Origin of the sequence: Streptomyces sp. WMMC940 (assembly GCF_027460265.1) — a bacterium.
Taxonomy (GTDB): domain Bacteria; phylum Actinomycetota; class Actinomycetes; order Streptomycetales; family Streptomycetaceae; genus Streptomyces.
The window spans coordinates 3977046-4000670 of sequence record NZ_JAPZBC010000001.1 but is presented as its reverse complement, the minus strand read 5'-3'; the positions used below and the strand labels follow the sequence as shown (position 1 = coordinate 4000670).

The window sequence follows — 23625 nt, the reverse complement described above, 5'->3', positions numbered from 1 at the left end:
GGTGGGTACGGGTGTGCGCTCATCGGCACCCCGGCCCCGGTCCCGTCGGCACGACTGCCCGCGTCGGTCCCGTCGCCGGCACGGCTACGGGACCGGTCTCCGCTCCAGGGCCGCCGGTGGCACGGTCCACCGCCCGGGCCCCCTCAGCGGCACGGTTCCCAGCCTCATCCGTAACCCAGCGCGTGCAGCCGCTCGTCGTCGATCCCGAAATGGTGCGCGATCTCGTGGACGACCGTGATCTCGGTCTCCTCGACCACGTCCTCGCGCGACTCGCACATCCGGAGCGTCGGCCCCCGGTAGATCGTGATCCGGTCCGGCAGCACGCCCGCGTACCACTCCCCGCGGTCCGTGAGCGGAGTCCCCTCGTAGAGCCCGAGCAGCTCGGGGTCGGACGGGTCGGGTTCGTCCTCGACGAACACGGCGACGTTGTCCATCAGACGTGTCAGCTCGGGCGGGATCCTGTCCAGGGCCTCGGCGACCAGTTCCTCGAACTCCTCGCGCGTCATCTCCAGCACCCGGCCATTGTCACGCACACGCGCCCCCACCGGTGGGCATAGCCCCGCGCGGACGCGGGCATACGCGACCAATGGCCCGCGCCCACGAACTCCTCCATGCCGGCCTCGTCCGCCTCAAGCGCCACTACCGATCCCACCACACCAACCCCGTCAGCACCCTGGTCCACAGGCCTCACCCGTACGGCCGCGCCTTCGGGCTCGTGGCCGTCGTCCTGCTGGGGGCATGGCTGGGGCTGCTGGTCGTGGGAGCCGTCCGCACCCCGGTGGGACCCGTGGACACGAACATGGCGCTCCGCCCGTCGCTCTCCGGCGGCACGAAGATCAACGTCTCCCCGCTCGGCGCCCTCGACCTCGACTCGCACACCGCGCCGATCCGGCTCGACGTCAACATCGACCGGCTCGACCCCATCCGCTCCCAGGCACTCGTGGAGCACCCCGAGCGTCTCGCCGGACTCCAGGAGGAGATCGGCCAGGACGTCACGGACGGCACACGCGAGCTCGCCCTGCGCTCCTGCGTCGCCGTGGTCTCCGGCGCCACGGCCCTGGGCCTCGTCGTCTACCGCCGCCCGCGCCGGGCCCTCGCGGCCGGCGGCCTGGCCCTCGTGCTGCTGGCCGCCGCCGGGGTGAGCGCGTGGGCCACCTGGAACCCGAAATCCGTGCTGGAGCCCAGGTTCTCCGGCCTGCTGAGCAGCGCTCCCTCGGTCGTCGGCAACGCGCGCTCGATCGTCACCGAATTCGACGTCTACCAGAAGGAGTTGGCACGCCTCGTCACCAACGTCACCAAGCTGTACGAGGCGACCTCCACGCTGCCGGTCTACCAGCCGGACCCGGGCACCATGCGCGTGCTGCACGTCTCCGACATCCACCTCAACCCGGCCTCGTGGCACATCATCGGCTCGCTCGTGGAGCAGTACGACATCGACGTGATCATCGACTCCGGCGACACCATGGACCACGGCACGGCGGCGGAGAACACCTTCCTCGACCCGATCCCGGACCTGGGCGCGCCCTACGTCTGGGTGCGCGGCAACCACGACTCGCCCGTGACCCAGCGCTATCTCCAGCGCCTGAAGAACGTCCACGTCCTCGACGAGGGCCGCGCGGTGACGGTGGCCGGCCTACGGGTGGCGGGCACCGGCGATCCCCAGTTCACCCCGGACCGCTCGACGGTCCCCGCGGGCGATCCCGCCGAGCGCATGGCCGGCATCCGGCTCGCCTCGGCCCTGCGCGACCAGAGCGCGGCCGGCACCCCGGTCGACATCGCGGTCGCCCACAACCCCGTAGCCGCGCGCGAGACCGACGGCGAGGTGCCGCTGGTCCTGGCGGGCCACGTCCACCGCCGGGACACCGAGATCCTCCCGCTCGGCACCCGCCTCAAGATCGAAGGCTCCACGGGCGGCGGCGGCCTGCGCGCGGTCGAGCGCGAGGAGCCGGAGAAGGTCCGCACCTCCGTGCTCTACCTCGACCGCGACACGCGGACCCTTCAGGCCTGGGACGAGATCACCCTCGGCGGGCTGGGTCTCACGACGGCCGAGGTCAGCCGCCACCTGGCCAAGGCGCCACCACCGCAGGGCCCGGACGCAACCCGGACACCGTCCCCGACGGGCCTGCCGTCCCCTGCCTCGTAAACCGTTTTGGCGATAGGTCCCCGCATCCCATATGCTTCTCACGTCCCCGACGCGCTGCGAAGCGCCCAGGCGGGCCCTTAGCCCTCATCGTCTAGTGGCCCAGGACGCCGCCCTTTCAAGGCGGTAGCACGGGTTCGAATCCCGTTGGGGGCACGCACCACCGTGTGCGAGACTTGCTCTCGCACAATGCATCACCTCTGGTCCTGTGGAGCAGTTTGGAGTGCTCGCCACCCTGTCAAGGTGGAGGCCGCGGGTTCAAATCCCGTCAGGACCGCTGCGACTCATCGAGTCGCATGGCTGGGTAGCTCAGTTGGTACGAGCGTCCGCCTGAAAAGCGGAAGGTCGCCGGTTCGACCCCGGCCCCAGCCACCGCAGCCCATCAGGGCAGAAGCCCCCGTCGAGATCATCGACGGGGGCTTTCTCATGTCGGCTGCGCCGACCGGTACGCCCGGGGTCGGAACGGTCGGCCACTGCCTCATGAGGACCCCATGGACGTCGCCTGAGGCCCCTCACACCCGCCCCGCCCCCTGCCCCGTGCGCGGAGCAGGACCCGGGCAGGACCAGGACCAGGACCGGAACGGGCCAGGGGCAGGGGAAAGGGGCGGACGGTGATCGCAGCGCTGTGTCGCTCCCGGGGCGGGTCGCCGTCAGGCCCGGTCCCGCCCCCGCAGCCCGCGTACCGCGAGGACGATCGCCGCGGCCGCCACGACCAGGGCGAGCAGTACCCAGTCGGGGACCGCGCGCCCCGCGGAGGAGGCCCACTGCTCCACGGCGAAGGAGTCGTCGACCGACAGCAGTCCCGGGAGGGCCGTCGTGCCGTCGAAGACGAGGAAGACGGTGCCGAGGACGATGAAGAACAGCCCGGACAGGGTCGAGGTGGAGTGCAGCTCGAAACGGCCGGCGATGCGCAGGGTGCGGCCGCGCAGCCATCGGCGGCGGGACAGGTCGTAGCGCTCCCAGAGCAGGGCCAGGACGAACAGTGGCACCGCCATGCCCAGGGCGTAGACGGCGAGGAGGAGCCCCCCGTACGCGGGGCTCCCGCTCAGGGCCGCCACGGTGAGGACGCTGCCGAGGATCGGGCCCGCGCAGAAGCCCGCGAGCCCGTAGACCGCGCCGAGGGCGTAGACCGAGAACGCGGTCGTGGGGCGGATCCTCCCGCCGGCCTCGGCGAGGCGCCGGGAGGCGAAACCGAGGCCCGCCAGCTGGGCCACCCCGAGCACGATGATCAGCCAGCCGCCCAGCGCGACCAGCAGGTCACGGTGGCCGTAGAAGAGGCGTCCGGCGAACGAACCCGCGGCACCCAGCGGGACCAGGGTCGTCGCCAGGCCCGCGTAGAAGACGCAGGTACGCGCGAGGAGCCGGGAGGTGGTGTCGATCGAGTACGCGAAGAAGGCCGGCAGCAGCAGGGCGCTGCAGGGGCTGAGCAGGGCGAGCAGGCCGCCCAGGAAGGCGGCCAGGTATCCGATGTCGCTCACTCCCCGCCCGCCGTCCCCGGCACCGGGGTTCCGGGAGCGGTCGCGCCGGGAGCCGGGGTCGTCGGCGCCGACTTCGGTCCCGCCGGCTCCGTGGTCACGGCCTTCCGCGCCGCCTCGATGGCGTCGACGAAGGTCCCCGCCGGCTGGGCACCCGCGATCGGACGGCCGTTGACCACGAACGACGGCGTGGAGGTGGCGCCCAGCCCGTACCCCTCCTCCTGGTCCCTCGCCACGGCCTGACGTGCCTCCTCGCCGTCCGCGTCGCGGGTGAAACGCGCCAGGTCCTTCACCCCGGCCGCGGCGGCGAGTTCCCTGAGCTGCTGCTCGCCGAAGCCCTTCTCCTTGGCGCCGTCGGCGTACGCGGCCTTGTGGAACTGCCAGAACCGGCCCTGTTGTCCCGCGGCCCAGGCGGCCCGGGCGGCGGCCTCCGACTCCTCGCCGAAGATCGGGAAGTTGCGCCATTCGATGCGCAGGACGCCCTTCTCCACGTACTTCCGGATCAGTTCCGGCTCGGTGTCACGGGCGAACTTGCCGCAGTAGCCGCACTTGAAGTCGGCGTACTCGACCATCACCACGGGCGCGTCGGCCCGGCCCAGTGCCAGCGGGTCGGCGGCGTCGCGCCGGGCGAGCTTCTCCAGCTCCGGGTAGACGCCGGCGTCGGGCTCGGCGGAGACGTCGGCGACGGAGCGCCCACCGGTCGCGGAGTCGTCGGGCTTGGTGGCCGTGTACGAGACGAAGCCGAGCAGCACCGCGGCGGCGGCGACGGCGGCGCCGTACGCGAACGGCTTGAGGGAGCGGGCTGGGCGGGTGCCGCTGCGGGCAGGGGTGCGGGACGCGGGCATGGCGGTGTTCTCTCTCCGGGTGGCGCGGGGTTACGGGCAGGGCGGGGCGGTGCCGCGGCCTATACGCGCAGGACGGAGAGGTCTATCGGGCCGGGTGCCGCGAGCGCGGGCGGGGCGCGCTCCGGCGCGAGGTCCAGGACGGCACCGTCGGCCGCAGGGCAGCCGGCCCCGCCATGGGCGGCGGTCGGCAGGGCGGGCAGAAGTTCGTGCGCGGCGGATCCGCGCGGCGGCGTGGCGGGGCTCGGCCCGCCGTCACCGGAGCCTTCGCCACAGCCGGGAGCCCGGTGCTCGCCGGCCGGGACCGCGTCCGGCGCCGCCACTGCGACGGACGGAGCGACCGCGGCGGGCGGAGTAACGGCGACCCGCGCAGCGACACCGACGGACACAGGAACAGCGAACCGCGGTCGGCCGGCCCCGGTCGCTCCGTCGGTGTCCGCGGCCGCGCCCGTCCCCACGCAGAGAAGCGCCCCCGCCAGCACCGCCGTGAGCGTCGCCACGACCGCGAAGGCGCGGTGCCAACGGCTGCTGGGGCTGGGCATGGACGGGAGCTCCTGGAGTCGACGTGCCCGCAATCGTACGGGCCGGCCGCTCCCCGGGCCGGTACGCCCTGCCCCGCACCGGCCGTCCGGGCCCTCGCCCGAACCAGCCCGAACCCGTACGGGCGGCCGAGGCAGGGCGGATCGCGCCGGCCCTCGGCGCCCGCGCCCCGCCCGCTCCCCCATCACCGCGGCCAGGGCACCCACCGAGGGCACCGCCTCCCCTCCGCCGGACCCGGCACCGCACCGGCCGCTCCCCGGGCCCGGCACCCGCGCCCCGCAACCACCGCCCACCGTTCTCGAACGTCGTACGGAGACGGCACCCGCCGACGGCAGACGCCGCCCGCCGGAACCGCTCAGTTCCCCGGCCCGCCTTCCCCCACCGGAGCCGGTCACCGCACCCGCCGGTGATCGCGCGCCCGGAACACCGGAAATGGGTTCGCCAGTCCGCTCGCACGGGTGCGATCCTGGATCCCGTATGTCTACTTCCTTCGCCGATCTCCAGAAGCAGCTGGCCGAGATCTCGCTGCGCGACGCGCACCGGCTCGGGCGGCGCCTCGAGGGCACCCGCCGCATCCGCAAACCCGAGGCCCGGCAGGCCGTGCTCGACGAGATCGCGGCCGAGGCCGCCGAGGCCGGCGCTCGGACCGCCGCGCGCGCGGCACGGGTGCCCGGGGTCACGTATCCCGAACAGCTCCCGGTCAGCCAGAAGAAGGACGAGATCCTCGAGGCGATACGGGACCACCAGGTCGTGATCGTCGCGGGAGAGACCGGCTCCGGCAAGACGACACAGATCCCCAAGATCTGTCTCGAGCTCGGCCGCGGCGTACGCGGCATGATCGGGCACACCCAGCCGCGCCGGATCGCCGCGCGGACGGTCGCCGAGCGCGTGGCCGAGGAGCTGCGCACCCCGCTCGGCGAGGCGGTGGGCTGGAAGGTCCGGTTCACCGACCAGGTGAACCAGGACGCGACCTTCGTCAAGCTCATGACGGACGGCATCCTGCTCGCGGAGATCCAGACGGACCGCGAGCTGCGCGCCTACGACACGATCATCATCGACGAGGCCCACGAGCGGTCGCTCAACATCGACTTCCTGCTCGGTTATCTGGCCCAGCTGCTGCCGAGACGTCCCGACCTCAAGATCGTGATCACCTCCGCGACCATCGACCCCGAGCGGTTCTCCAGGCACTTCGGGGACGCGCCGATCGTCGAGGTCTCCGGCCGGACCTACCCCGTCGAGGTCCGCTACCGCCCCCTCCTCGAGGAGGAGAGCGACGAGTCCGACCGCGACCAGATCACCGCGATCTGCGACGCGGTCGACGAACTCCAGAAGGAAGGGCCGGGCGACGTCCTGGTCTTCCTCTCCGGCGAGCGGGAGATCCGCGACACCGCGGACGCGCTGAACAAGAAGAACCTCCGCCACACCGAGGTACTCCCCCTCTACGCCCGGCTCTCGCACGCCGAGCAGCACCGCGTCTTCCAGCCGCACTCGGGCCGCCGCATCGTCCTCGCGACGAACGTGGCGGAGACGTCCCTGACGGTGCCGGGCATCAAGTACGTCATCGACCCGGGCACCGCCCGCATCTCCCGCTACAGCCACCGCACCAAGGTCCAGCGCCTGCCCATCGAGGCGATCAGCCAGGCGAGCGCCAACCAGCGCAAGGGCCGCTGCGGCCGTACCTCGGACGGCATCTGCATCCGGCTCTACAGCGAGGACGACTTCCTGTCCCGGCCGGAGTTCACCGACGCCGAGATCCTCCGTACGAACCTGGCGTCCGTCATCCTCCAGATGACCGCGGCCGGCCTCGGCGACATCGAGCGGTTCCCCTTCATCGACCCGCCGGACCACCGCAACATCCGCGACGGCGTGCAGCTCCTCCAGGAGCTGGGCGCGCTCGACGTGGTGCAGAAGTCCCCCCAGGACGGGAAGAAGATGCAGCGGCTGACGCCGATGGGCCGCAAGCTCGCCCAGCTCCCCGTCGACCCGCGCCTCGCCCGGATGGTGATCGAGGCGGAGAAGAACGGCTGCGTGCGCGAGGTCATGGTCATCGCGGCCGCGCTCTCCATCCAGGACCCGCGGGAGCGCCCCGCCGACAAGCAGGCCCAGGCGGACCAGCAGCACGCCCGCTTCAAGGACGAGACGAGCGACTTCCTCGCCTTCCTCAACCTCTGGCGCTACGTCCGCGAGCAGCAGAGGGAGCGCGGCTCGTCCAGCTTCCGCCGGATGTGCAAGCAGGAGTACCTGAACTTCCTGCGCATCCGCGAGTGGCAGGACATCTACGCGCAGCTGCGCACCGTGGCCAAGCAGATGGGGCTCCGCTTCGAGGAGCCCGCGGCCGAGGCCGGCGCGCCCGAGCAGTCCGTGCACGTCTCGCTGCTCGCCGGCCTCCTGTCCCACGTCGGGATGAAGGAGGTGAAGGACGGCGCGAAGAACGAGTACCTGGGCGCCCGCAACGCCAAGTTCGCCATCTTCCCCGGCTCGGCGCTGTTCAGGAAGCCGCCGCGCTTCGTGATGTCCGCCGAGCTGGTCGAGACGTCCCGGCTGTGGGCGCGGGTCAACGCGAGGATCGAGCCCGAGTGGATCGAGCCGCTCGCCGAGCACCTGGTGAAGCGCACCTACAGCGAGCCGCACTGGGAGAAGGACCAGGCGGCGGTGATGGCGTACGAGAAGGTCACCCTGTACGGCGTGCCGATCGTCGCCCAGCGCAAGGTGAACTACGGGCGCATCGACCCCGGGGCCAGTCGTGACCTCTTCATCCGCAACGCCCTGGTCGAGGGCGACTGGCGTACGCACCACAAGTTCTTCGCGGACAACCGCAGGCTCCTCACCGAGGTGGAGGAGCTGGAGCACCGGGCCCGTCGCCGCGACATCCTCGTCGACGACGAGACCCTGTTCGACTTCTACGACCAGCGGGTGCCGGAGCACGTGGTGTCCGGGGCCCACTTCGACTCGTGGTGGAAGCACAAGCGCCGTGAGCAGCCCGAGCTGCTCGACTTCGAGCGCGAGATGCTCATCAACGAGAAGGCCGGGGCGGTCACCAAGGACGACTACCCGGACTCGTGGCGGCAGGGGCGGCTGAAGTTCCGCGTCACGTACCAGTTCGAGCCGGGCGCGGACGCCGACGGCGTGACCGTGCACATCCCGCTCCAGGTGCTCAACCAGGTGACGGAAGAGGGCTTCGACTGGCAGATCCCGGGTCTGCGCGACCAGGTCGTGACGGAACTGATCCGCTCCCTGCCGAAGCCGATCCGCCGGAACTACGTGCCGGCGCCGGACTTCGCGAAGGCCTTCCTGGAGAGGGCCGTCCCGCTGCAGGAGCCGCTGCCGGTCACGCTGGCGCGAGAGCTCCAGCGCATGGTCGGGGTGCCGGTTTCGGCGGACGACTTCGACCTGGCCAGGGTCCCGGACCATCTGAAGGTCACCTTCCGGATCGTCGACGAGCGGCGCCGCAAGCTGGCCGAGGACAAGGATCTGGAGGCGCTGCGCCTGCGGCTGAGGCCGAAGGCCCGCAAGGCGCTGTCGGAGGCCGCCGCGGCCACGGCCGGGCGGTCCGGCGGCGACTCCGTCGAGCGGACGGGACTGAAGTCCTGGACGATCGGCACCCTGACGCGGGTCTTCGAGACCCGCCGTGCGGGCCAGCCGGTCAAGGCCTACCCGGCGCTGGTCGACGACGGCGATTCGGTCTCGGTACGGCTCTTCGACACCGAGGCCGAGCAGGCGGAGGCGATGTGGCGGGGCACCCGTCGGCTGATCATGCTGAACATCCCGGTGAACCCCGCGAAGTTCGCCTCCGACCGGATGTCCAACCAGCAGAAGCTTGCCCTGTCCGCCAACCCGCACGGCTCGGTCCAGGCGCTCTTCGACGACTGCGCGACGGCCGCCGCGGACAAGCTGATCGCGGACCACGGCGGGCCGGCCTGGGACGAGGAATCGTTCCGGAAGCTCTACGACAAGGTCCGCGCCGACCTCGTGGACGCGACCGTGCGGACCGTCGACCGGGTGGGGCAGATCCTGGCCGCCTGGCAGTCCTGTGAGCGCCGTCTCAAGAGCACGACCAGCCCGGCGCTCGCCGGCAACGTCAAGGACGTACGCGAGCAGCTGGCGTGGCTCGTGCCGGCCGGCTTCGTGACGCGGACGGGCCTGCGCAGGCTCCCCGACCTGATGCGCTATCTGGTCGCGGTGGACCGCCGGCTGCAGCAGATGCCGACCTCCGTCCAGCGCGACACGACGCGCATGGAGAAGGTCCACGAGATGCAGGACGAGTACGCCTGGCTCCTGGAGCAGCTGCCCGAGGGCCGACCGGTGCCGCAGGAGGTCCGGGACATCCGCTGGATGATCGAGGAGCTGCGGGTGAGCTACTTCGCCCACGCGCTGGGCACCGCGTACCCCGTCTCCGACAAGCGCATCGTCAAGGCGATCGACGCGGCGGCACCGTGACGCGGCCGTCGCCTTGAGTGAGTTCGACCGGACCCTCTGACCTGCTGTACAGTCTCTCTCGCAGCCAACGAGCGATCGGCTGCGAAATCTGGTCCTGTGGAGCAGTTTGGAGTGCTCGCCACCCTGTCAAGGTGGAGGCCGCGGGTTCAAATCCCGTCAGGACCGCAGTGAACGGAAGGCCCGCGCCAAGTGGTGCGGGCCTTCTGGCGTATTGACTGGGGCTTGCGCCGACGGTACCCAGTCAGGACAGGGGTTGCGGGGCCCCCGGATCCGCGGAGGTGGCGCGATGGCGGCATCCACAGCGAGACACGAGACCAGGGCGCTGCTGCGCGCCCATCTGGCGGCCGCCTCCGGCTATCGACACCTCACCCGACGGTGTCCGGTCTGCCATCGGCTGCTGCGCCTCGCCATGGACCCGTCGGAGGCCCTGCCGGAGGAGTCCGTTCCGCCACCTTCCGCGCCTCTGGGGGGCCGTCAGGCGCCCGCCCCCGCCCCGGCCGTGGTGGAGCGCCCGGAGAGGCCGCGGAACGCCGCGCGCCCGACGGACCCGACGGAAGCAGTCGGCCCGGCGCGCGCCGGGCATCGCCACGGCTCCGGCCCCGTGCCCGACTCCGGCTCCGGCTCCGGCTCCGGCTCCGGCTCCGGCTCCGGGGACGAAGGTCCCACCCGTGCATGACCGACGGCACCTTGCCCCGCCGCGGACGGGTGGCAGGCTCGCAGGGGGAGGACGGGCCACACGCGGCAAGACCTACGGCATGTGACGGGAGTCACCGAATGAGTTTGCGGGGCAGGCGACTTTACGCCCTCCCTACAAACAAAAAATCAAATACGTGCAATTGCACCCCTGCCTGAGCAGCCCCGCACGACTCCCCAGGGGCTCCCGGAGCCCCCTACGGGACGCACGCCGCACATGCGCCCCGCCCCGTCCGCCGACCGCCCGCACACAGGGCCCGAACGGCCGGCGCACAAAAAAGATCGCGCTGGACCCGGCGGAGTCCAGCGCGATCGACGACGAAACCTGTTGGGGCAGGCGCCCGCCGTGTCGAGCTCTGTGCAGGGCTACCGGATTGGGGGTCCGGAGATGCCCTTGATCGGGGTGTCAGGCCTCGCTGCGCTGCTGCGGGATACCCGCCAACAGTGCGCGGACCTCTGCCTCGCGGTACCGGCGGTGTCCACCGAGCGTACGGATGGACGTGAGCTTGCCTGCCTTGGCCCAGCGCGTGACCGTCTTCGGGTCCACGCGGAACATCGTGGCAACCTCAGCCGGGGTCAGCAGCGGCTCGGCATCAGGGGTGCGAGCGGTCATGAGCGGCCTCCTCGGGAGAACCGAACCTTCTCGGTTCTTTCCTCTAAATTCTGCACCTTGACCCGCGTTGCCCGAAATGGCGGACGCGGGCCGAGTCGGTTATAGGACGAACGGCTTGTCCTCGGCACTACAACTACACCATCTGTCCAGCCACGTCGGCCAAACCGATGGAATTGCCCTCTCAGGTGTTCATCAGCGGCGGAAGCCGATGGTTCATGCCATAACGGACAGTCACGTCACAGTGACGATCAGTCACAGAGCGATCAGGAGTCATCAGACCCCCCATAGAGTGCAATGCTGAGATTTCCGCCCTTAGGTAGGCGGAAGGAACCCTCCCCGGACTCCTTGTCCTATTTTGGCACGAGGGTGGGCGAGGGTTGCAAGGGACGACTTAGTGCTGTCCGTCACGCTTGAACCAAAGGCCCGGATCGGTACCTACGTCCCCTACATGCCCGGTTCGGTTCCGGGAAGGGTACGCGACGCCCCGCTCGTCAGTTCGCGAACTGACGGTCCCGGACCGCCCGCCAGCGGTCCGTGAGCCGGCCGTAGGCCGCACCCGCGCCCTCGCCGTCGCCGTCCCGCAGCGCCGCGATGCCCGCGGCCACGTCGGCGGCGGACCGGTCCTCGGCCAGCCGGTCCGGCGGCAGGGCGTGGACGAGACCGCCGTAGTCGAGCTCGACCAGGGAGCGCGGGTGGAACTCTTCCAGCCATCGCCCCACATCCACCAGCCCCTCCGTGAGCGGACCCTCCTCGGTCGTGTCCCGCAGGGTCTTCAGGCCCCGCGCCAGCCTGCGCCTGGCCTGGACCATCGGCGTGCGGTAGCGCAGCAGGGGCGGCACCCCCGGCACCTCGCCCGGCTCGTACTCGCGCTCGTCGTCCGCGAACAGGACGAACCAGCGCACCGGCACCTGCCAGACCGCCGTCCTGATCCAGGGACGGGCGTCCGGGTTGCGCTCCCGCCACGCCTCGTAGTCGGCGGCGGCCTGGCCGCGCACCACCGGGGGCAGCACCGCGTCGAGCACCAGGGGAGGGAAGAGCCCGGTCAGCTCCTCCAGGGCCAGCCAGCCGCGCAGTCTGGTCCGCCAGGGACAGATCCGGACGACGCCGTCGTCCTCCGTGACGAAGGCGTCGGCACTCTCGTGGACCGGCACCGGCACGGGAGGGGTCGGCAGCAGGTCCGCCAGCGACCGCCTGAGCTCGTCCTGGGCGGTGGGGGTCCGGCCGGAGCGGGCATAACGGGACCAGTGGCTCCGCTCGGGCTCCGGGAACGCCGCCAGGGGCTCGTACACCCGCAGGTAGGACGCGTACGGGACGAGCACAGAAGTGGCGGCCGTCATGTCACAGATCCTTCCACGCACGTACTCCGGGAGAGGGTGATCCTGAGCACTGGGACCGATCTACCCCTCCGTAGGACTTACTCTCTTGCCCATCGGGTCCCTCCCCACCCGCAGGAGGGCCCGCAATCGCCGCTTCGTACTTGGGAGTCACCACCGTGACCGATGTGACCGACGGCGTCCTGCACACCCTGTTCCACTCGGACCAGGGCGGACATGAGCAAGTCGTGCTCTGCCAGGACCGCGCCAGTGGTTTGAAGGCCGTCATCGCCATCCACTCCACCGCCCTGGGCCCTGCCCTCGGCGGCACCCGCTTCTACCCGTACGCCTCCGAGGAAGCCGCCGTCGCCGACGCGCTGAACCTCTCCCGGGGGATGTCGTACAAGAACGCCATGGCCGGCCTCGACCACGGCGGCGGCAAGGCCGTGATCATCGGAGACCCGGAGCGGATCAAGACCGAGGAGCTGCTGCTGGCCTACGGCCGGTTCGTCGCGTCCCTCGGCGGCCGTTACGTCACGGCCTGCGACGTCGGCACCTACGTGGCCGACATGGACGTGGTGGCCCGCGAGTGCCGCTGGACCACGGGCCGCTCCCCCGAGAACGGCGGCGCCGGCGACTCGTCCGTCCTCACCGCCTACGGCGTCTTCCAGGGCATGCGCGCCTCCGCGCAAGCAGAGTGGGGCGACCCCACGCTGCGCGGCCGCAAGGTGGGCGTGGCCGGCGTCGGCAAGGTCGGCCACTACCTGGTCGAGCACCTGCTGGAGGACGGGGCCGAGGTCGTCGTCACCGATGTTCGCGAGGAGTCGGTGCGCCGGATCACGGACAAGTTCCCGCAGGTGCGGGTGGCCCGGGACACGGACGAGCTGATCCGTGCGGAGTCCATGGGGGGCCTCGACATCTACGCCCCCTGCGCCCTCGGGGGCGCGCTGAACGACGAGACGGTTCCCGTGCTGACCGCCCGGATCGTGTGCGGCGCCGCCAACAACCAGCTCGCGCACCCCGGCGTCGAGAAGGACCTCGCCGACCGCCGCATCCTCTACGCACCCGACTACGTCGTGAACGCGGGCGGGGTCATCCAGGTCGCCGACGAGCTGCACGGCTTCGACTTCGACCGGTGCAAGGCGAAGGCGTCGAAGATCTTCGACACCACGCTGGCGATATTCGCACGTGCGAATGAGGACGGCATTCCGCCGGCCGCGGCCGCGGACCGCATCGCGGAGCAGCGGATGGCGGAGGCGCGTCGCCGATAGCATCCCGCGGGTGCTCCTCGCCGACCGGGGGAGACAAGACTCACGCCGGTCGGCGAGCCGCCCGCCGAGAAGAGGTTAAAATCGCGGTTGACCAGCGAGGACGGGGCGCCTCGCGGGTCCTGCGGGGTGGCACGTGATGCGGGCGGCGTACCGTATGGCCGCGGAAGCAGGTACCGTTGAAGCCCTACGGACCGGTCTCTCCACGGAGAGCCCGCTCCGAACCATGAACGCGTGTCAAGACTCTGGGGCCGTCGAGCCCCGTCACCGAGGGGGTCGAGCCATGGGGCGCGGCCGGGCCAAGGCCAAGCAGACGAAGGTCGCCCGCCAGCTGAAGTACAACAGCGGTGGGACGGATCTCTCACGTCTGGCCAGCGAGCTGGGCGCATCGACTTCGAGTCAACCGCCGAACGCGGAGCCGTTCGAGGACGACGAGGACGACGACCCGTACGCCCGCTACGCGGATATGTACAACGACGACGAGGACGAGGACGAGGAGTCCGGTCCGTCGTCACAGCGTCGCGGTGCTTGACGCCTGCACCTGCATTCTTCAGACCCGGTCCGAGGCCCAGCCCCGGACCGGGTTCTGTGCTGTTCAGCTCGCGTAGTCGCCGACCATCCCGGCGCCGGTGGTGTGCTCCCCGCGCTCGGTGACCTCACCGGCGACCCACGCGTCGACACCGCGGTCGGCGAGGGTCGTCAGGGCGGCGTCGACCGACTCCTGCGGAACGACCGCCATCATCCCCACGCCCATGTTGAGGGTCTTCTCCAGCTCCGCGCGCTCCACCCGGCCGGCGCCGCCGACGAGGTCGAAGACCGCGCCCGGCGTCCACGTCGACCGGTCGACGACCGCGTGCAGGCCGTCCGGCAGCACGCGCGCCAGGTTGGCGGCGAGCCCGCCGCCGGTGATGTGGCTGAAGGCGTGCACCTCGGTGGTCCGGGTCAGAGCCAGGCAGTCCAGCGAGTAGATCCTGGTGGGCTCGAGCAGTTCCTCGCCGAGGGTGCGGCCGAACTCCGGGATCTCCCGGTCGAGCGTCCAGCCCGCCCGGTCGAAGACCACGTGCCGCACGAGCGAGTACCCGTTCGAGTGAAGGCCCGATGACGCCATCGCGATCACCGCATCCCCCGTACGGATGCGATCGGCGCCCAGCAGCCGGTCGGCCTCCACGACGCCCGTACCGGCGCCGGCGACGTCGAAGTCGTCCGGCCCCAGCAGACCCGGGTGTTCGGCGGTCTCGCCGCCGACCAGGGCGCAGCCGGCGAGGACACAGCCCTCGGCGATGCCCTTGACGATGGCGGCCACGCGCTCCGGGTGGACCTTGCCGACGCAGATGTAGTCGGTCATGAAGAGCGGCTCGGCGCCGCACACGACGATGTCGTCCATGACCATCGCGACGAGGTCGTGGCCGATCGAGTCGTACACGCCCATCTGGCGCGCGAGGTCGACCTTGGTGCCGACGCCGTCGGTGGCGGAGGCGAGCAGCGGGCGCTCGTAGCGCTTGAGGGCGGAGGCGTCGAAGAGGCCGGCGAAGCCGCCGATGCCGCCGAGGACCTCGGGGCGGCGGGTCTTCCTCACCCACTCCTTCATCAGCTCGACGGCGCGGTCGCCCGCCTCGATGTCGACGCCCGCGGCAGCGTAGGAAGCACCTGTCTCAGACATTGCCTGGGATCTTTCGGTTGGAATGACGGGACCTTGTCACGGACGACGGAGCGCGTCGGCGGCGTCCGCGCCGCCCGCAAGCTCGGTCTCCAGAAGCTGCTTGCCGAGCAGCTCGGGGTCGGGCAGTTCCATCGGGTACTCGCCGTCGAAGCAGGCGCGGCACAGGTTCGGCTTGTCGATGGTCGTGGCCTCGATCATGCCGTCGATGGAGATGTACGCGAGCGAGTCGGCGCCCAGCGAGGTGCCGATCTCGTCGATCGTCATGCCGTTGGCGATCAGCTCGGCACGGGTCGCGAAATCGATGCCGAAGAAGCACGGCCACTTGACGGGCGGGGACGAGATCCGGATGTGCACCTCGGCGGCGCCGGCCTCGCGGAGCATCCTCACCAGGGCGCGCTGGGTGTTGCCGCGGACGATCGAGTCGTCGACCACCACGAGCCGCTTGCCCTTGATGACTTCCTTGAGCGGGTTCAGCTTGAGGCGGATGCCCAGCTGCCGGATCGTCTGGGAGGGCTGGATGAAGGTCCGGCCCACGTAGGCGTTCTTGACCAGGCCCGAGCCGTAGGGGATGCCCGATGCCTCCGCGTAGCCGATGGCGGCGGGGGTGCCGGACTCCGGGGTCGCTATGACGAGATCGGCCTCGACGGGCGCCTCCTTCGCCAGGCGGCGGCCCATCTCCACGCGGGAGAGGTAGACGTTGCGGCCGGCGATGTCGGTGTCGGGGCGGGCGAGGTAGACGTACTCGAAGACACAGCCCTTGGGCTTCGCTTCTGCGAAGCGGGAGGTGCGGATGCCGTTCTCGTCGATCGCGATGAGCTCGCCCGGCTCGATCTCGCGGACGAAGCTCGCGCCGCAGATGTCCAGGGCGGCGGACTCGGAGGCGACCACCCAGCCGCGCTCGAGCCGACCGAGGACCAACGGGCGGATGCCCTGCGGGTCGCGCGCGGCGTACAGCGTGTCCTCGTCCATGAAGACGAGGGAGAAGGCGCCGCGGACGTCGGGGAGGACCTTGGCGGCCGCCTGCTCGACGGTGAGGGGCTTGCCGTCTTCGTCGGTCTGCCCGGCGAGCAGCGCGGTCACGAGGTCGGTGTCGTTGGTGGCGGCGACCTGGGTGGCGCGGCCGTCCTGGCGGGGCAGGTCGGCGACCATCTCGGCGAGCCGGGCCGTGTTCACCAGGTTGCCGTTGTGGCCGAGCGCGATGGAGCCGTGGGCGGTCGCCCGGAAGGTCGGCTGCGCGTTCTCCCACACGGAGGCACCCGTGGTCGAGTAGCGGGCGTGACCGACCGCGATATGACCCTGGAGGGAACCGAGTGAGGTCTCGTCGAAGACCTGGGACACGAGGCCCATGTCCTTGAAGACGAGGATCTGGGAGCCGTTGCTGACCGCGATGCCCGCGGATTCCTGGCCCCGGTGTTGGAGGGCGTAGAGCCCGAAGTACGTGAGCTTGGCGACCTCTTCACCCGGAGCCCAGACACCGAAGACGCCGCAAGCGTCCTGGGGGCCCTTCTCGCCGGGGAGCAGGTCGTGGTTGAGTCGTCCGTCACCACGTGGCACGGCACCGAGTGTAGGCGAGATCGACCACTGGTCCGAATTGGGGACGCGGCACAGAACCGCCCCCACCGGGTCGGAGGTTCACACAAAAGCCGCGTAATAAAGCCTTTGGGGGGTCCTACGGGCGAGTAGGTGGGGCGGAAGGGCGTGCCGCACATCACTCTCCGCACGCCCGAGCGGGGCCGGGCCGGGCCGGGGGCAGCCACCGTGCGGGGCCGTCCCTGCGACCCGGTCCTCCGTCCGCGTCACCCGGCCGTCGCCGCCACTCCCCTGCCGGTGTCCGCGGAGGTGAGGGTCAGACTGCGGTGGTCCAGCTCGTACGACACCTTGCCCGTGAGGGCCTCGGTCACGGCCTTCTCGAGCATCCCGGCGGTACCCGCGCACATCTTGCGAGTGCTGGACAGCCGGCCGACGGTGAGCGTCGACCCGGACGTCTTAGCCTCGGCGCGGAAGTCGTTGCAGCCGAGATTGCCGCTCAGCGAGCCGTCCTTGCCGATGACGAAGTGGGCCCTGCCCTCGGTGCCGGGCGGCAGCGAGGCGGTCGTCTCCTCCTTGAGCAGAGAGGTGACGGTCCACTTGGTGCCCGCGAGCGGGGCGGCGGGCTGCGCGCTCAGCGCGATGGAGTCGCCCCCGGCGGCGGCCAGGGTCAGGTTCCTCCCCGACACCTTCGCCTTCAGCTCACCGGAGAAGGCCGTGCGCAGGGCCTCCTCGAAGCCCGCGACGCCCTGAGGGCAGCCCATCTCCGTCATCTGACCGCGCCCGACGGTGATGGTGTCGCCCTCGATCGTCACATCGGCCCCGAAGTGGTTGCAGCCGTAGTTGCCCTCGGCGCGGCCCTTCGCGCCGTCCTTGCCCGCTTCCCCGGTCGTGAACTCCACATGGGCCCCGGTCGGGGCCTCGGACCTCTTGCCGTCGACGGTCACGTGCTGGACGGTCCAGTGCACGCCGGTGACGGGCGCCGCGGGCCGCACGGAGCCGCCCGCGTCGTCCCCCGCACCCTGGCCCGGGCCCTTCTGGGAGCCGCAGGCCGTCAGCGTGATCGCGGCCGTCAGCGCGGCCACCGTGGGAACGATCAGTTGAGTACGCATGTCGTTCGGACGGGACGGGCGGGGCTGAGGTTCCCCGGGAGCAGTCAGGCCGTCACGGGAAGCAGCGCCGACAGGTCGGAACGCTCGCCGCTCGCGCTCACCCTCGCCGCCTCCCGCGCCGCCGCCCAGTCCTCGCGTCCCGTGGCGAGCCGGACCCAGGTCAGCGGGTCGGTCTCGACGACGTTCGGGGGTGTGCCGCGGGTGTGCCGGGGCCCCTCGACGCACTGCACCACGGCGTACGGCGGAATCCTCAGCTCCACCGAGCCGCCGGGGGCCTTCGCGGCGAGCGCGTCGGCGAGCAGCCGCACACAGGCGGCGAGCGCCTGGCGGTCGTACGGGAGGTCCAGGCCGGTGGCGTCCGCCAGGTCGTCGGTGTGGACGACCAGTTCCACGGCACGGGTGACGAGGTGGTCGGCGAGCCGCACGGCACCGGCCCCGGTCTGGACGAGCCGCTCGCCGGACACGCCCGCCAGCGCGGATTCGACCTCCCCCGCAGTCCGCGCGTACAGGGCCGGGAGGTCCTCGGAGGCTGCCACCGCCGTGCCCGTGCCCCCGCCGACGGCGCCGGCCCACTCGGCGGTCGGGAGGGGCCGGTCCAGGAGCGTCACATCGGCCCTCGCCGGCTCCGGGAGGTCGAGGGCCCCGGCGACGGCGCCGAACGTCTGCGCGATGTGCGCCGCCAGTTCGCGGACGGTCCAGTCCCCGAGCCGGGTCGGCAGTGCCAGCTGCTCGGTCGTCAGACCCCCCACGGCTTCCCGGACATGTCCGAACTGCGCGAGGACGGCGGTGCGGAGCCTGACGGGGTCGTATCTGCGGGCGCGCTTCCTGGCCGGTGGCATGGGGCCGAGACTAACCCGCCCCTCGGACACCGACCCGGGCCGAGGCGGCTGCCTGGCGACCGGCCCGTGCCCGGCGGACGATGAAGGGGGGCCGTAACGGCGAGGAAGGAGTGTGGCGGACATGTCCGAGCACCCGCACACCGCCCTGGTCCGCCGGGGCTACGAGGCGTTCGGCAGGGGTGACATGGAGACCCTCCGCTCCCTGCTGACGGCGGACTGCGTGCACCACGTGCCCGGCGGCAGCCGGATCTCGGGGCACTACAAGGGCCAGGACAACATCCTTGATCTGTACCGGGAGCTCGGTGAGCTCACTGGCGGCACCCTGCGGGTCGAGCTCAGGGGCGCCTTCCCCGACGGCCGCGGGCATGTGATGGCCGTCCACACGTACTACGCCGACCGTGGCGACCGCGGGATCGAGATGCCCGGCGGACTCTGGTTCACGATCGTCGGCGGCAAGATCTCCGACATCGACGAGTGCGTTCAGGACATCGACGAGGCGGACGCTTTCTGGGGCGCCGCAGGCTGAGCGGTGGACGTCTCCGCGTCGCGCGGCACACCCACCCCGTGCCAGGTGCACGGGACGCCGGCCCGGAGAGCTCGGCCGCCTCGCGGCGGCCGTCGACGGTCTCGCGCAGCAGGCGCAGCCGCATCGGATGCCCCAGGGCCGCGAAGGCGTCGGCGAACTCCGACCGGTCGTCGTCCAGCGGCTCCTCGGTGAGCGTTGCCGATCCGAGGCGACGCGATTCGTGCCCGCACACGACGGAGTCCCCGCCCGGACCGTGCCCGGGCGGGGACTCCGCCGTGTCGGCGACTCAGGCGAACAGCGCCGGCACCGTCACCTCGTGCGCGGCGCGCAGCTCGCTCAGCGGGACGGTGAACTCGCCCTGCACCTCCACCGCGTCCCCGTCGACCACGCCGACGCGGTGGGCCGGGAGCCCCCGCGCACCGCACATGTCGGTGAAACGGAGCTCCTCGCTGCGGGGCACCGCGACGACGGCCCGGCCCGCGGACTCGGAGAAGAGGAACGTGAAGGCGTCGAGACCGTCCGGCACGACCAGCCGGACGCCCCGCCCGCCGCGCAGGCAGGACTCGGTGACCGCCTGGATCAGACCGCCGTCGCTCAGGTCGTGCGCCGCGTCGATCATCCCGTCGCGGGAGCCCGCGATCAGGATCTCCGCGAGCAGCCTCTCCCGGTCCAGGTCGACCTTCGGCGGCAGACCGCCGAGGTGGTCGTGGACCACCTGGGACCAGGCCGACCCGCCGAACTCCTCGCGCGTGTCGCCCAGCAGGTAGAGCAGCAGGCCCTCCTCGGCGAACGCGATCGGCGTACGGCGCGTCACGTCGTCGATCACACCGAGCACGGCCACGACCGGTGTCGGGTGGATCGCCGTCTCGCCCGTCTGGTTGTAGAGCGAGACGTTGCCGCCGGTCACGGGGGTGCCGAGCCGCTGGCAGCCGTCCGCAAGACCACGGGTGGCCTCGGCGAACTGCCACATGACGGCCGGGTCCTCGGGCGAACCGAAGTTCAGGCAGTCGGAGACGGCGAGCGGCTTGGCACCCGACGCGGCGACGTTGCGGTACGCCTCGGCCAGGGCGAGCTGCGCGCCCGTGTACGGGTCGAGCTTCGCGTAACGGCCGTTGCCGTCCGTCGCGACCGCCACACCGAGGTTGGTGTCCGGGTCGATGCGGACCATGCCGGCGTCCTCGGGCTGGGCGAGCACGGTGTTGCCCTGCACGAAGCGGTCGTACTGGTCCGTGATCCAGGACTTGGCGGCCTGGTTCGGCGACGCGACCAGCTTCAGGACCTGCTCGCGCAGTTCCTCGGACGAGGCCGGACGGGGCAGCCTGCCCGCGTCGTCCGCCTGGAGCGCGTCCTGCCACTCGGGACGGGCGTACGGGCGGTGGTACGTCGGGCCCTCGTGGGCGACGGTGCCCGGCGGCACGTCGACGATCTGCTCGCCGTGCCAGAAGATCTCCAGCCGCTCGCCCTCCGTCACCTCACCGATCACGGTGGCGATGACGTCCCACTTCTCGCAGATCTCCATGAAGCGGTCGACGTGCCGCGGCTCGACGATCGCGCACATGCGCTCCTGCGACTCGCTCATGAGGATCTCCTCGGGCGAGAGGGTCGCGTCGCGCAGCGGCACGGTGTCGAGCTCGACGCGCATACCGCCGGAGCCCGCGGAGGCCAGTTCGGAGGTGGCACAGGAGAGACCGGCGCCACCGAGGTCCTGGATGCCGGCGACCAGCTTCTCCTGGAAGACCTCCAGGGTGCACTCGATGAGGAGCTTCTCCTGGAACGGGTCGCCGACCTGGACCGCGGGCCGCTTGGCGGGCTTCGTGTCGTCGAAGGTCTCGGAGGCGAGCACGGAGACGCCGCCGATGCCGTCACCGCCGGTACGGGCGCCGTACAGGATGACCTTGTTGCCCGCGCCGGACGCCTTGGCCAGGTGGATGTCCTCGTGCTTCATGACGCCCACGCACAGCGCGTTGACCAGCGGGTTGCCCTGATAGCAGGAGTCGAAGACGACCTCGCCTCCGATGTTGGGCAGGCCCAGGCAGTTGCCGTAGCCGCCGATGCCCGCCACGACACCGGGCAGCACGCGCTTGGTGTCGGGGTGGTCCGCGGCGCCGAAGCGCAGCGGGTCCATGACCGCCACCGGCCGGGCGCCCATCGCGAGGATGTCCCGGACGATGCCGCCGACACCGGTGGCCGCGCCCTGGTAGGGCTCGATGTAGCTGGGGTGGTTGTGCGACTCGACCTTGAAGGTGACCGCGTAGCCCTGGCCGACGTCGACGACGCCCGCGTTCTCGCCGATGCCGACGAGCAGCGCGTCGTTCTCGGGGGCCTTCTCGCCGAACTGCTTCAGATGGACCTTGCTGCTCTTGTACGAGCAGTGCTCGGACCACATGACGGAGTACATGGCGAGCTCGGCGCCGGTCGGGCGGCGGCCGAGGATCTCGCGGATGCGCGCGTACTCGTCCTCCTTGAGGCCGAGGTCCTTCCAGGGCTGCTCGGTCTCGGGCGTCTCGGTGGCGTGCTTGACGGTGTCGAGGGTCACGCTCGGTCGCTCCTTCGCGTGCGGATGGTGCTGCGGACGCGGGCGGGGCGCTCACTCGCTCCCTCGGCTGCTCCGGTGTCGAGGGTCACGCTCGGTCGCTCCTTCGCGTGCGGATGGTGCTGCGGACGCGGGCGGGGCGCTCACTCGCTCCCTCGGCTGCTCCGGTGTCGAGTTTCATGCGGCGACCAGCCTCTTGATGATCGAGGTGAAGAACCCGAGGCCGTCCGTGCCGCCTGTGCCGACGAGGGGCTCCACGGCGTGCTCGGGGTGGGGCATCAGCCCGACGACATTGCCCGCGGCGTTGGTGATTCCGGCGATGTCGCGCAGCGAGCCGTTCGGGTTCAGGTCCAGGTAGCGGAAGGCGACCCGGCCCTCGGCCTCGAGCTCGTCGAGGACGCGCTCGTCGGCGACGTAGCGACCGTCCATGTTCTTCAGCGGAACGGAGATCTCCTGACCCTGCTCGTAGTCGGCGGTCCAGGCCGTCTCCGCGTTGTCCACCCGCAGCTTCTGGTCGCGGCAGATGAAGTGCAGATGGTTGTTGCGGAGCATCGCGCCCGGCAGCAGATGGGCCTCGGTGAGGATCTGGAAGCCGTTGCAGATCCCGAGGACCGGCATCCCGGACTTCGCCCGGTCGATGATCGTTTCCATCACCGGCGAGAAGCGGGAGATGGCGCCCGCCCGGAGATAGTCGCCGTAGGAGAAGCCTCCCGCGAGGACGACCGCGTCGACCTGCTTGAGGTCCTTGTCGCGGTGCCACAGCGAAACGGGCTCGGCGCCCGCGAGACGGACGGCGCGCAGTGCGTCCTGGTCGTCGAGCGTCCCAGGAAACGTGACGACACCGATACGAGCCGTCACGACTCCACCTTGACGACGAAGTCCTCGATGACGGTGTTCGCGAGGAACGTTTCCGCCATCTCGTGGATACGGGCGAGGGCGGCCTCGTCGACCGGCCCGTCGACCTCGAGTTCGAAGCGCTTTCCCTGACGTACGTCCGCGATCCCCTCGAAGCCCAGGCGGGGCAGTGCGCGCTGCACCGCCTGGCCCTGCGGGTCGAGGATCTCCGGCTTGAGCATGACGTCGACTACGACGCGTGCCACTGGCACTCCCGATGGTGTGGTGCTGAAGGCGGTTCCCTCAGCGTACCCGCCCGAAAAATCTACGCGCATAGATATACGGAGAACGCGAAGGGGAAATCCAGGGAAAAACCGAGCCGACCCATTGCCGAGGACACGCGGACACAATTGACTGGGCTTCCCAATACGATGCCGCCCGCTGTACAAAGGAATACAGCGGAAAGCAGCATTGCCCCCGCAACAGCCGGAATACCGGATACGCCCCGGGTCAGCACTGACCTGTACCGACCCGCACGGCGGACCGCAGGAAAGGACCGATATCCGTGGCGCAGCGCGTAGTGGTGACGCTCTTCGACGACATCGACGGCGGAACGGCGGCGGAAACGGTTTCGTTCGGGCTGGACGGGAAGTCGTACGAGATCGACCTCAATCCCGCCAATGCAAAGAAACTGCGCACCGCCCTCGCGCCCTACATGGCAGCGGGACGCAAGGCGGCCCGGCACGCCGGCCGGCCGCGCAAGGAGTACCGGCGTACCGACCTCGCCCCGGACCCGGCCGCCGTCCGGGCCTGGGCGCAGTCCAACAAGATGGACGTGCCGGCGCGCGGCCGGATCCCCAAGCGCGTCTACGAGGCCTTCCGGGAGGCGAGCTGAACACCCGCCCGCACGGCGGGAGAAGACCCGCAGGCCCGGCTCCGGCGAGAACCGAGTTGCGCTGCACCCCCGCAGGTGGGCTAAAGTCTGGATCACGCCGAGGGGCGAGGCCGGAGGGCCGGACCTCACGGAGCGTGCGGGTGTAGTTCAGTAGTAGAACAGCCCTCTTCCAGAGGGAAGGCGCAGTGTGCAATTCCTGTCACCCGCTCCGCACCACGTACCGACCACCTCGGTGGATCGGGTACAGTGGTGGACGCACCGCCAGTGAGAGCTGAGCGGGAGCAATGCGGACGTGGCTCAGTTGGTAGAGCATCACCTTGCCAAGGTGAGGGTCGCGAGTTCGAATCTCGTCGTCCGCTCGGGTACGAAGGCCCCGGT

The 23625-nt window shown here is 70.9% G+C and carries 20 protein-coding genes and 6 tRNA genes; 13 read left to right on the top strand and 13 right to left on the bottom strand.

The window, feature by feature from the left end; all coding sequences use genetic code 11:
- Positions 1–164: 164 nt before the first annotated feature.
- The gene (locus O7595_RS17605) at positions 165–515 is read right to left on the bottom strand and encodes a metallopeptidase family protein (protein WP_199800681.1); all 351 of its coding nucleotides are present in this window, start codon (positions 513–515) and stop codon (positions 165–167) included.
- Between the two features lie 71 nt (positions 516–586).
- On the opposite strand from O7595_RS17605, the gene O7595_RS17600 reads away from it, so the two are divergent.
- The 4 genes from O7595_RS17600 to O7595_RS17585 all read left to right on the top strand — a co-directional run bounded on the left by O7595_RS17600 (position 587) and on the right by O7595_RS17585 (position 2512).
- Entirely contained in the window at positions 587–2143 is a 1557-nt protein-coding gene (locus O7595_RS17600; protein WP_269729604.1) for a metallophosphoesterase family protein, read from the top strand.
- Between the two features lie 80 nt (positions 2144–2223).
- Positions 2224–2296: transfer RNA gene (locus O7595_RS17595), tRNA-Glu, on the top strand.
- 46 nt (positions 2297–2342) lie between these two features.
- Positions 2343–2417, top strand: a tRNA-Asp gene (locus O7595_RS17590).
- A gap of 21 nt (positions 2418–2438) precedes the next feature.
- Positions 2439–2512 (top strand) — tRNA-Phe (locus O7595_RS17585).
- A gap of 278 nt (positions 2513–2790) precedes the next feature.
- On the opposite strand, the gene O7595_RS17580 is transcribed toward O7595_RS17585, so the two are convergent.
- Genes O7595_RS17580 through O7595_RS17570 form a run of 3 tightly spaced genes read right to left on the bottom strand, consistent with a single transcriptional unit; the run spans position 2791 to position 4999 of the window.
- Positions 2791–3618 carry a cytochrome c biogenesis CcdA family protein gene (locus O7595_RS17580; protein ID WP_269729603.1) on the bottom strand — a complete coding sequence of 276 codons (828 nt, stop codon included), beginning with the start codon at positions 3616–3618 and terminating at the stop codon, positions 2791–2793.
- A complete protein-coding gene (locus O7595_RS17575) occupies positions 3615–4460 on the bottom strand; it encodes a DsbA family protein (protein WP_269729602.1) in 846 nt (281 codons plus the stop codon). The genes O7595_RS17580 and O7595_RS17575 overlap by 4 nt, the downstream gene beginning before the upstream one ends.
- A gap of 59 nt (positions 4461–4519) precedes the next feature.
- Positions 4520–4999, bottom strand: coding sequence for a hypothetical protein (locus O7595_RS17570; RefSeq protein ID WP_269729601.1), 480 nt, complete (start codon positions 4997–4999; stop codon positions 4520–4522).
- A gap of 475 nt (positions 5000–5474) precedes the next feature.
- On the opposite strand from O7595_RS17570, the gene hrpA reads away from it, so the two are divergent.
- The 3 genes from hrpA to O7595_RS33890 all read left to right on the top strand — a co-directional run bounded on the left by hrpA (position 5475) and on the right by O7595_RS33890 (position 10110).
- On the top strand, positions 5475–9434 hold the full coding sequence (hrpA, locus tag O7595_RS17565) for an ATP-dependent RNA helicase HrpA (RefSeq protein ID WP_269729600.1): 3960 nt from the start codon (positions 5475–5477) through the stop codon (positions 9432–9434).
- 90 nt (positions 9435–9524) lie between these two features.
- Positions 9525–9599, top strand: a tRNA-Asp gene (locus O7595_RS17560).
- Between the two features lie 121 nt (positions 9600–9720).
- The gene (locus O7595_RS33890) at positions 9721–10110 is read left to right on the top strand and encodes a DUF6274 family protein (protein WP_269729599.1); all 390 of its coding nucleotides are present in this window, start codon (positions 9721–9723) and stop codon (positions 10108–10110) included.
- A gap of 423 nt (positions 10111–10533) precedes the next feature.
- On the opposite strand, the gene bldC is transcribed toward O7595_RS33890, so the two are convergent.
- Entirely contained in the window at positions 10534–10740 is a 207-nt protein-coding gene (bldC, locus tag O7595_RS17550) for a developmental transcriptional regulator BldC (RefSeq protein ID WP_003949541.1), read from the bottom strand.
- Between the two features lie 491 nt (positions 10741–11231).
- A complete protein-coding gene (locus tag O7595_RS17545; protein ID WP_269729598.1) occupies positions 11232–12077 on the bottom strand; it encodes a hypothetical protein in 846 nt (281 codons plus the stop codon).
- Between the two features lie 155 nt (positions 12078–12232).
- On the opposite strand from O7595_RS17545, the gene O7595_RS17540 reads away from it, so the two are divergent.
- The gene (locus O7595_RS17540) at positions 12233–13324 is read left to right on the top strand and encodes a Leu/Phe/Val dehydrogenase (RefSeq protein WP_269729597.1); all 1092 of its coding nucleotides are present in this window, start codon (positions 12233–12235) and stop codon (positions 13322–13324) included.
- Positions 13325–13604: 280 nt separating this feature from the next.
- Positions 13605–13853: a DUF3073 domain-containing protein gene (locus O7595_RS17535; RefSeq protein WP_138054382.1), complete on the top strand. Its 249-nt coding sequence runs from the start codon at positions 13605–13607 to the stop codon at positions 13851–13853.
- Positions 13854–13916: 63 nt separating this feature from the next.
- On the opposite strand, the gene purM is transcribed toward O7595_RS17535, so the two are convergent.
- The 4 genes from purM to O7595_RS17515 all read right to left on the bottom strand — a co-directional run bounded on the left by purM (position 13917) and on the right by O7595_RS17515 (position 18459).
- Complete coding sequence (gene purM, locus O7595_RS17530; protein ID WP_269729596.1) at positions 13917–14981, bottom strand: phosphoribosylformylglycinamidine cyclo-ligase; 1065 nt, start codon at positions 14979–14981, stop codon at positions 13917–13919.
- A gap of 36 nt (positions 14982–15017) precedes the next feature.
- Positions 15018–16535, bottom strand: a complete 1518-nt coding sequence (gene purF, locus O7595_RS17525; RefSeq protein ID WP_269729595.1) for an amidophosphoribosyltransferase — start codon at positions 16533–16535, stop codon at positions 15018–15020.
- A 242-nt stretch (positions 16536–16777) separates the two neighbouring features.
- Complete coding sequence (locus O7595_RS17520; protein WP_269729594.1) at positions 16778–17620, bottom strand: META domain-containing protein; 843 nt, start codon at positions 17618–17620, stop codon at positions 16778–16780.
- Positions 17621–17664: 44 nt separating this feature from the next.
- Entirely contained in the window at positions 17665–18459 is a 795-nt protein-coding gene (locus tag O7595_RS17515; RefSeq protein ID WP_269729593.1) for a maleylpyruvate isomerase family mycothiol-dependent enzyme, read from the bottom strand.
- A gap of 121 nt (positions 18460–18580) precedes the next feature.
- Between O7595_RS17515 and O7595_RS17510 the strand changes: the two genes are divergently transcribed.
- Positions 18581–18985, top strand: coding sequence for a nuclear transport factor 2 family protein (locus O7595_RS17510; RefSeq protein ID WP_269729592.1), 405 nt, complete (start codon positions 18581–18583; stop codon positions 18983–18985).
- A 286-nt stretch (positions 18986–19271) separates the two neighbouring features.
- Here the strand turns inward: O7595_RS17510 and purL are convergent, their stop codons facing one another.
- From purL to purS, 3 genes are all read right to left on the bottom strand, one after another.
- On the bottom strand, positions 19272–21521 hold the full coding sequence (gene purL / locus O7595_RS17500) for a phosphoribosylformylglycinamidine synthase subunit PurL (protein ID WP_269729591.1): 2250 nt from the start codon (positions 21519–21521) through the stop codon (positions 19272–19274).
- A 174-nt stretch (positions 21522–21695) separates the two neighbouring features.
- Positions 21696–22376 (bottom strand): phosphoribosylformylglycinamidine synthase subunit PurQ, encoded by a 681-nt coding sequence (purQ, locus tag O7595_RS17495; RefSeq protein WP_269729590.1) that lies wholly within the window; start codon positions 22374–22376, stop codon positions 21696–21698.
- A complete protein-coding gene (gene purS, locus O7595_RS17490; RefSeq protein ID WP_017946142.1) occupies positions 22373–22618 on the bottom strand; it encodes a phosphoribosylformylglycinamidine synthase subunit PurS in 246 nt (81 codons plus the stop codon). The genes purQ and purS overlap by 4 nt, the downstream gene beginning before the upstream one ends.
- A gap of 299 nt (positions 22619–22917) precedes the next feature.
- Here purS and O7595_RS17485 point away from each other — a divergent pair, with 299 nt between their 5' ends.
- The 3 genes from O7595_RS17485 to O7595_RS17475 all read left to right on the top strand — a co-directional run bounded on the left by O7595_RS17485 (position 22918) and on the right by O7595_RS17475 (position 23606).
- Positions 22918–23247: a histone-like nucleoid-structuring protein Lsr2 gene (locus tag O7595_RS17485; protein ID WP_269729589.1), complete on the top strand. Its 330-nt coding sequence runs from the start codon at positions 22918–22920 to the stop codon at positions 23245–23247.
- A gap of 136 nt (positions 23248–23383) precedes the next feature.
- Positions 23384–23455 (top strand) — tRNA-Gly (locus tag O7595_RS17480).
- A 78-nt stretch (positions 23456–23533) separates the two neighbouring features.
- Positions 23534–23606: transfer RNA gene (locus O7595_RS17475), tRNA-Gly, on the top strand.
- Positions 23607–23625 lie beyond the last annotated feature (19 nt).